We start from the raw sequence: 8,571 nt of genomic DNA on the forward strand, positions 1-8,571 counted from the left end.
ATCGCTCTTTGATGCGGTAAACAAATTAATCATATATTTGAAAAGTTTTATGCTTCCAGAAAAGCTGAAAAAAATTGACCAACAACTCATTGATTTACTAGGTAAAAGAATTGCCATTTTGGCTGAATCACAATCGATTTCTTTAGAGGAACAAATTACTAATTTTGCATTTTCCTTGGTGCAGGCTGGTGTTCCAGAGTCAATGTGGAAAAACTTGGTTACAGGTTGTACCTCTGCCGTTGCTAGTAGATTTTCGCCTCCACCTAACACTAAGCCACGACGGGTTACTCTAGTTGGCGGACAGGGGATGATGGGGCACTTCTTCCAGCAGAAGTTATCAGATGCTGGTCACTACGTCAGTATTCTCGATCGGGATGATTGGGAACAAGCAGAATCGCTGCTAGAAAAAGCAGATTTAGTTTTAGTCTGCGTTCCGATTGAACATACAATAGAGGTTATTTATAAACTTGCCAAATACCTTTCTCCAACTACTGCTTTAGCTGACATTGCTAGTATTAAAACTCCAATATTACAGACTATGCTTGAGGAGCATAGTGGGCCTGTAATGAGCTTGCATCCAATGTTTGGGCCAGGTATCAAATCGTTCTTATCTCAAAAAGTTGTAGTCTGTTCTGGTCGTGGAGACGATGCCTTCCAATGGCTTCTGGATTTGATTCAAAATGATGGTGGTAAACTGATTGTATCTACACCGGAAGAACACGACCAAATGATGATTGCTGTTCAAGCAATCCGTAATTTTAAAACCTTTAGTCTTGGGGTTTTCCTGGCAGAAGAAGAGATTGACATCCGCCGAAGCTTAGATTTTTCTAGCCCAATTTTCCGTCTAGAAATTGACATAGTTGGTCGCTTATTCACTCAGTCTGCACCTCTGGTAGTAGATATTATGCTTGCTACATCAGAGCGTCGTGAAGCCATTAAACGACTAGCAGTCACTTATAATCGGTTGGCGCAATTAATTATTCAGAACGATCGAGATAGCCTGATTCGGGAGTTCAAAGCAACCCATAGCATTTTGGGAGAAGAAATGAACTCTGCTGTAGAGGAAAGTACTCAAATGATTAACACCCTGAGTACACTTTTAGCAGCTAGGGATGTTGAACAAAAACAACCATATTTTGTTAGTAAACAAAGTGCGATGCCTTCTCTGCGTTCGCGCAGCGTGTCGTAGACAGACGCTACGCGTAGCTTGCTTCCCCGTAGGGGTACGGCGGGCGTAGCCATCGCTAATCAACCTATAGCATTATGAGCCGATAAGAGTTTCAGAGAGTTCTTGCATAAGTCCAAGACCTTGTAGACTCAACGCTAATTTTTACAACACAACCAAAAATGTTAACTAGAAAGCAATTTTTAACGATGAGCGCAGGTTTAGGAGTAGGAGTTCTGCTTCCCGAAGTACTCAAAGCAAAGAGAACTTATGCAGCCTCGCCTCGACTCTCAAAATTTACCGAGTCTCTGCCCATTTCATACCCGATTTCACCACCTAGTACCTTAGATATTGCGCCAGGTAAACACTCGTTCCACAGCAGCTTAGGATCTTTTACCACCTGGGGTTACGGCGGATTGTCTTATCTTGGCCCCACTTTCGAGGTAACAAGGGGAACGCCTGTTAAGATTCGGGCATTCAACAAACTCGGTACTCATCCATTAGCTGGGTCGGTCGATACAAGCTTACATGGTGTCAATGCGTCGGACATAACTAACCCACGAACAGTCATACACTTACACGGCAGCAATACCGAGCCTGACAGCGACGGTTATCCAGAAGACACGTACCTGCCCGGACAGAGCAATGTGTATAACTACAACAACAATCAAGAAGCCGGGACACTCTGGTATCATGACCATTCCCTTGGCATGACTGCATTGAACCTCCAAGCCGGGCTGGCTGGGATGTATCTGATTCGGGATGAGGACGATCCTATAGGTGGCAATGGCCCTCTTGGTATCCCTGCTGGAGCGCCCTATGAAGTGCCATTGATACTACAAGATCATTCCTTCAATTCTGATGGTTCGATGTCCTTCCCAGCAAAATGGGATCATGAGTTTTACGGTGATGTTGCTGTTGTCAACGGCAAGGCTTGGCCAAACCTCAATGTTGACCGAACTTTGTACCGCTTTCGCATCGTCAACGCTTCAAACTCCCGATTCTTCAGACTGAAGCTGTCGTCAAATCAGCAATTAATTCAAATTGGCTGTGACGGAGGATTCTTGAACGCTCCAGTATATTTGTCTAAGTTACTGCTGGGGCCTGGTGAACGAGCTGATGTGCTAATCGATTTTTCTACAAGTCTGCCAGGAGATAAGATTGTATTGCAAAATGACGCTGCGGCACCGTATCCCAAGGGTTTGGCTACGGTTATTGACCAGGGTTACTTTAGAATGCCAGAAATCATGCAGTTTACGGTGAATCGTGGCGCTGCTGTTCCTAAAGCTATTCCCATACGGTTGCGAGTAAACAACCCATTGATAACAAAGATTGCTACCAAACCAGTAAGACAGCGCAACCTGGTTTTAACAGATATTTTGAACTCTAACTTTCAGGTGTTAGCGATGATGCTCAACGCGGTTTACTGGCATGAAGCAGCCAACCACCCAGAATTGAGGGAGCAACCAAAAGTAGACACAGTAGAGCAGTGGAACTTCATCAATCTACAGCCATTCGCTCACACAATGCACCTGCATCTAGTGCCATTTCAAATCCTCAACCGTCAATCAATTAATGATACTGCCTACTCCGCAGCATACAGGGCTACTGGGCCGCGTAAAGTACTTATGCACCATGCACCTGGTGGAGATACAGTGCCTTATGGTTATCCACCACTCGACCCTACCCCCTATTTAAAAGGTTTACCAAAACCACCAGCAGCGAACGAAGCTGGTTGGAAGGATACTGTGGTAGTCAATCCGTTTGAGCTTGTTCGTGTCATAGTTCCCTTCGGTGCTAAAGCCACAGCGAATTTACCTTTTGGCAATTCATTCACTGGACGCTTCGTGTGGCACTGCCACATGCTTAATCACGAGGATAACGACATGATGCTACCCTTTGACGTGCTGCCGTAGCCCCTACCAACAGCTATTTGTTACACAAATAAGTAGTCATAAAAATCCTTGTTAATAGTAGTTTTAAATAAAAGGGAAAATGGAATGAATTTTGATAAAAAGCTCGCAGTTACCATCACTAGTACAGTCTGTCTTTTAACGACTATGATGGCTCCTGTTTCAGCCGCAATTTTTAATTTTTCCTACTCTGGTACAAGTGTGCTTGACCCAAATGATATTGTTACAGTTGCAGGAAGATTAACAACTAACCCCTACGATTCAGCCACAAATAGTTATGAAATTATAGATATTACTGGCACAAGAAATGGGAACCCAATAGAGTCGTTATTATCTCCAGGATCATTTCTTGACAATGACAATCTCTTATTAGCTCAAACTCCGACGTTGGATGAATTCGGATTTGCTTACACCGTAGGAGGAGCGTCATATAATGTGTTTTACACTTATGACTACTTAGAAATAGGGGAGCAAGGTTATTACACAGGTTATCCCCTCACCTCTTTTTCCATAACACCTATCCCTGAGTCTTCGTTAATGTTAGGTATATTAACTATAACCGTTTTAATGGCTATCAAAAAAAATAAACGGTAGGTTTGCTCATTTGCAAAACTCAATAATCCCAATTTGTGCGTTGCTGATTAAGGCCAAATACTATAGACAATTCATCAGTAATAATATCGCCTAAATTAAGTAAATCAGCCAGATAGTAAACAAACTTTGGAGGCTACTTCATATAGCAATTATTTAGAAGTTTAAAATATCTAATGATTCTTCTATTTCTAAATCTAATATTATTTCTCGTGTATCTTTGAGTGCTTCTAGCTTACCTTCTTTACGATAAATATCTGCCGCTTTTTGAAAATCTTCAATTGCTCCCTGTTTATCTGCAATTTCTAAACGAATATTACCACGATTATAATAAGCATCAGCATAACTAGGATTAATCTGGATTGCCTGAGTATAATCTTCAATTGCGCCCTCAAAGTCTCCTAAATCTGAACGAGCATTACCACGGTTGTAGTAAGCATCAGCATAACTAGGATTAATCTGGATTGCTTGAGTATAATCTTCAATTGCGCCCTCAAAATCTCCTAAATCTGAACGAGCATTACCACGTTTTTTATAAGCTATGGCATCTTGAGGATTAATCTTGATTGCTTGAGGAAATCCTGGCTGAGAGCCTAATAAATAACGAGTAATACCACGGTTTTTATAAGCATCAGCATAATGAGGATTAATTTTAATAGCCTGGGTATAATCCTCAATTGCTCCTTGGTTATCTCCAACATGAGAACGAGCTTCAGCCCGATTTTTATAGGTTACGGCAACATTAGGATTAATTCTAATAGCTTGAGTATAATCATTAATCGCTTCCTCTAATCGCCCCAGTTGATAGAGAGCTAAACCTCGTTTATTGTAAGATTTAGCATCATGAAGGTTTATCTGGATTGCCTGAGAATAATCTGCGATCGCACCTTCATAATCTCCTATTTGATAGTGAGCTAAACCTCGTTTATAATATAAAACATCAACATCACTTTGATTAAGTTGTAAGGCTTGATTATAGTTAGTAATTGCATTTATATATTCTCCTTTTTGAAAACATTCATCACCCAGTTTTACATAAAATATATTTAAACTTTCATGATGATATTCAGGCTGAAAAGAAGATTTGAGTACCTGATGATTAGTTGGCTTAGATAGAATTTCCTGTTTCGGGAGATATTTATAAATTGGTGGTTGTTGCCGAGAAGAATTATTTATAGAAGATTGTAACTGTTCTAGATAGCACCATAAACCACCACCATATAGTAATTGTTCTATTCCAAAAGAAATTTTACCAGTTTTCAACTTAATCATCCGGGTTGGGAGAAAGCCAGCCAAAAAAAGATGATACTCAGATTGTGCTTCACTCACATCTTCTTGAATCAAAATGCAAACTACAACTGCATTTTTTTCAACCTCTTCAGAACTAATTGACCATCTTACTCTGTCAATTCGACCATGACGAGATTTAACCTCAATACCAATACATGGGTTAGAAGTCAAGGTAAAATCTATATTGCCATCGCCACCGAATCGCTTTTCATAATCGACTTCCGTTATAAAATCAGCTAAACGTTCTTTGACAACTTCCTCACCCAACTTCCCTTTGAGATAGCTAAGAAAAACATCACGCACTGGTAAAACACGCTTATATTTTTCAGCCATCTGCCAGCAAAATTCCCGTAGTGCCTTTAACCTCTCTCCAGAAATTATAGTTAATTCACTATATTGACCTTCTGTTTCACAATGAAGCAGACAACCAGATGCTAACCTTTTAATAAAATCAGACTGTAGCGATCGCAGTAGTGTAATCCAGTCCATTTATATTTCTGCGAATCTTTTGATGAGATTATTCTATTAAAATATCCATTCGGCGTAAACCTTTTAATTAGCTTGGGTGATATTCCCAAAAATTGTTTACTATTTTGCAATAATTATTCATTTAAATTAATATATGACAATGGGTTATGATACTTGTCGTTGGACATTGGCGTAATTTACATTAGTTTTGAAGCTGCGACCATCCTTGATTATGCCAGAGTTTTGAGGAGTTGGGAGAGTGCGATCGCTGGGAATAATACATGAAATATTAATTAGCTAACGACCAAGATCGCAAATGACTCAAAATCAAAACCCCAAGCCTTTCACCGACTCCAGTCCCCCCTCCTCGCTTGCGGGGAGGGGGCTAGGGGGTGGGGTTCCGGGATACCCTTGGCAAACCCCACACGAACTTTGGAAAAAACTTAAACCATTAGCGCGACAGATGCGGTGTGAATCAACTCCAGCAGAAAAGCTACTTTGGGAAAAGTTGAGACACAAGCAACTTTTGGGTTTTAAGTTCCGCCGTCAGCAAACAATTGACCGTTTTATCATCGATTTTTACTGTAATGAAGCGCGGTTAGTGGTGGAAGTGGATGGCGAAATTCACGACTACACGCAAGAGGAAGATGCGATACGTCAAGAATTTTTGGAGAGTTTGGGGTTGCAGGTTGTGCGATTTAGAAATGAGGATGTTCTGGAGAAGATGGAGGGGGTGTTGCAGGATATTGGTGCTTGGTTGCAGAGATAGAACCCCACCCCCAACCCCCTCCCCGCAAGCGAGGAGGGGGCTAATTATGTAGTTTTTGGGGTGTGTGCGATCGCAGTAGTGTAATCCTGTCCATTTATATTTCTGCGAATCTTTTGATGAGATTATTCTATTAAAATATCCAGTTGGCGTAAAGCTTTAAATCAGTCTGGGTGATATTCCCAAAAGTCACGTTACATTTTGTAATTAATCTGAAATTAAATAAATTATGGATGCCAAAACTTGATATTGAGTGGCAAATTGTACGAGTTCAGCCTATATTTAGTCTACCTTTATTAGTAGAACCCCTTTTGGGTCAATTATTTTTTGATTCAATTCATTGAACTTGATCGCTAAACATAATCTATCTCCTGACCCAAAAACATGAGTTACTTGACCTATGCCGAAATCTTTGTGACTTACGCGATCCCCCACTTTCCAGTTCGGCTTTTGGTGATTCTGAGACTTAGTTTCTTGCTGAAGTTGTCTAATTTTCTTTAGTGCTATGTTGTAAAAATTTTGGTTTGCTTGTTTTTTAAATAAATCAGCAGCTTCTTGAAAATCTGCAATTGCTCTTTGCTTATTTCCTATCTTAATATGAATAAGACCACGGTTATAAATGTAGCCTGCTGCTAAAAAGCTACTCAGTTGAAAGGCTTGTGTGAAATCTTGGATAGCACCTCGATAATCTGCAAGTTTTTTATGAGCTAAACCTCGTTTATTATACGCTTCAGGAATATTAGGATTAAGACGAATAACGTCATCAAAATCTTGAATAGCTTTTTCATATTTATGGTTGACATAGCGATCAATACCTACACTTAAGTAGGCAAAAGCTTTGCTTTGATCATCTAATGAGACAAGCGTGTTTTCATTTTCAGTACGATCAATATCTTGTTTGCTCTCTTTTTGCTCTTTGTGGCTAGCGAAGCTTAAGTGTTCAGATTCTAAAGACTCGATATTTTCTAGATAACTTTGTAATCCACCACAGTATAATAACTCATCTATTTTTACTGAAGCTGTACCATTACTTAGCGTAATCATTACAGTTGGCAAAAAGCCAGCTTGGATTAGATGATATTTGGCTTGTGCTTCGCTCACCTCTTCTTGAATTAAAATACAAATTAAAACAGCATTTTTTTCAAGTTCCTCTTGGATAACTGACCATTGGATTGTTTCAATACTGCTATGACGTGCTTTAACTTGAATACCAACAGATGGAGTAGAAGTTAAGAAGAAATCAACTTTTCCATCGCCACCAAACCTTGTTTCATAGTCAACTTCAGTAACTGAATTAGCTAAACGGGCTTTAACAACTTCTTCACCCAGTTTTCCTTTCATGTGGTTGATGAAGACAATTTCAACATCAGCATTCTGCTTATATTTATTTGCCATCCGCCAGCAAAATTTTCGCAACTGTTTTAACTTGTCTCCCGATATCACCGTTAATTCACTGTGCTGACCTTCTATTTCACAATTCAATAAACACCCAGCTTTTAACCTTTGAATAAAATCAGCTTGTTGTGCTTTGAGTGTAGTTGTCCAGTCCATATTTCTAGTATTTTATTTTAGAATAAATCAAATAATTAGTATTACCCATTAAACAAATTAAATATAAAACCCTTATTAATTGTATTACAGCACTTCCGGCAGCTATAAGGTACATTCTCAAATCTGAAAGCTTTGATAGGAGAGGGCAAGGAGAAAAACTGTATTGCATAATAGCCGGAAGCGCTGTAACGTAAACCCTTCTTTTGCAAAAGTGCATCTGCCCAAACCATATTCGCTTCTGACACGACAAAATATTTAAGACGTAATTGAGGAGAGAGATAATCTGCGATCGCAACTATTAGTCTCCCATGTACTCCTGACCATAATTCAGGATCTTCTAAATACGGGTTCATTCCTGGAAATGGATAAGCCATAACAAATATCCCAAAACCAAAATTTTAAAAGTAATTCTCATAGCCCCTCATAGCCCCCTCCTCGCAAGCGGGCTATCCATTACCCGCATCTTTCTCAACAAAAATACAACTTACTTAAAATATGCCAAAAGCATTGATAGGTATAGTTTTTGAGAGAAGAGAATATTTGAGGGTAATGGTGCATCATGGAAAAATGGGCAGCATCCGAATTAAAACAGGCAGATTTAGGAGACGCAAGACGAAACAAGCGTCTGGTAAGGATCGTAGAAGACTTGGCAGCACAACCAAGCAGCAGCGTACCTCAAGCCTGTGGAAACATACAAGCGAAACCCAGAGCGTGATGCAAGGACAGCAAAACTAACACTCTTTCAAGCCACTTTTGAGATACAAGTACCCTTACACCATATCCGACGTTTACAGTTGAAGCCTGTAAAATTGCAGGTAATTCTGGCA

Annotated in this window: 7 protein-coding genes and 1 pseudogene; 5 read left to right on the top strand and 3 right to left on the bottom strand. The window is 39.9% G+C overall.

Annotated features, from left to right (window positions below):
• Positions 1–49: 49 nt before the first annotated feature.
• The 3 genes from tyrA (at position 50) to CDG76_RS32320 (ending at position 3,672) form a co-directional block, all read left to right on the top strand.
• On the top strand, positions 50–1,189 hold the full coding sequence (gene tyrA / locus CDG76_RS32310; protein ID WP_094352926.1) for a bifunctional chorismate mutase/prephenate dehydrogenase: 1,140 nt from the start codon (positions 50–52) through the stop codon (positions 1,187–1,189).
• 185 nt (positions 1,190–1,374) lie between these two features.
• A complete protein-coding gene (locus CDG76_RS32315; RefSeq protein ID WP_223265478.1) occupies positions 1,375–3,081 on the top strand; it encodes a multicopper oxidase family protein in 1,707 nt (568 codons plus the stop codon).
• A gap of 84 nt (positions 3,082–3,165) precedes the next feature.
• Positions 3,166–3,672: a hypothetical protein gene (locus tag CDG76_RS32320; protein WP_094352928.1), complete on the top strand. Its 507-nt coding sequence runs from the start codon at positions 3,166–3,168 to the stop codon at positions 3,670–3,672.
• Positions 3,673–3,825: 153 nt separating this feature from the next.
• Here CDG76_RS32320 and CDG76_RS32325 read toward each other — a convergent pair whose 3' ends face one another.
• Complete coding sequence (locus CDG76_RS32325) at positions 3,826–5,448, bottom strand: tetratricopeptide repeat protein (protein ID WP_094352929.1); 1,623 nt, start codon at positions 5,446–5,448, stop codon at positions 3,826–3,828.
• 295 nt (positions 5,449–5,743) lie between these two features.
• On the opposite strand from CDG76_RS32325, the gene CDG76_RS32330 reads away from it, so the two are divergent.
• The gene (locus CDG76_RS32330) at positions 5,744–6,196 is read left to right on the top strand and encodes an endonuclease domain-containing protein (RefSeq protein WP_094352930.1); all 453 of its coding nucleotides are present in this window, start codon (positions 5,744–5,746) and stop codon (positions 6,194–6,196) included.
• Between the two features lie 279 nt (positions 6,197–6,475).
• Here CDG76_RS32330 and CDG76_RS32335 read toward each other — a convergent pair whose 3' ends face one another.
• Together CDG76_RS32335 and CDG76_RS39290 are read right to left on the bottom strand one after the other, a co-directional pair.
• Positions 6,476–7,744, bottom strand: coding sequence for a tetratricopeptide repeat protein (locus CDG76_RS32335; RefSeq protein WP_094352931.1), 1,269 nt, complete (start codon positions 7,742–7,744; stop codon positions 6,476–6,478).
• A 41-nt stretch (positions 7,745–7,785) separates the two neighbouring features.
• The gene (locus CDG76_RS39290; protein ID WP_190241047.1) at positions 7,786–8,118 is read right to left on the bottom strand and encodes a DUF4058 family protein; all 333 of its coding nucleotides are present in this window, start codon (positions 8,116–8,118) and stop codon (positions 7,786–7,788) included.
• A 185-nt stretch (positions 8,119–8,303) separates the two neighbouring features.
• Between CDG76_RS39290 and CDG76_RS32345 the strand changes: the two are divergent.
• A pseudogene (locus CDG76_RS32345) lies at positions 8,304–8,444 on the top strand (IS4/Tn5 family transposase DNA-binding protein); the annotation flags it as partial.
• Positions 8,445–8,571: the final 127 nt, after the last annotated feature.

The organism is Nostoc sp. 'Peltigera membranacea cyanobiont' 210A (assembly GCF_002246015.1).
GTDB lineage: Bacteria > Cyanobacteriota > Cyanobacteriia > Cyanobacteriales > Nostocaceae > Nostoc.

Coding starts and splice junctions, on each gene's coding strand:
- CDG76_RS32315 (WP_223265478.1), top strand. CDS start 1,375: ATGAGCGCAGGTTTAGGAGTAGGAGTTCTGCTTCCCGAAGTACTCAAA.
- CDG76_RS39290 (WP_190241047.1), bottom strand. CDS start 8,118: ATGGCTTATCCATTTCCAGGAATGAACCCGTATTTAGAAGATCCTGAA.
- tyrA (WP_094352926.1), top strand. CDS start 50: ATGCTTCCAGAAAAGCTGAAAAAAATTGACCAACAACTCATTGATTTA.
- CDG76_RS32335 (WP_094352931.1), bottom strand. CDS start 7,744: ATGGACTGGACAACTACACTCAAAGCACAACAAGCTGATTTTATTCAA.
- CDG76_RS32330 (WP_094352930.1), top strand. CDS start 5,744: ATGACTCAAAATCAAAACCCCAAGCCTTTCACCGACTCCAGTCCCCCC.
- CDG76_RS32320 (WP_094352928.1), top strand. CDS start 3,166: ATGAATTTTGATAAAAAGCTCGCAGTTACCATCACTAGTACAGTCTGT.
- CDG76_RS32325 (WP_094352929.1), bottom strand. CDS start 5,448: ATGGACTGGATTACACTACTGCGATCGCTACAGTCTGATTTTATTAAA.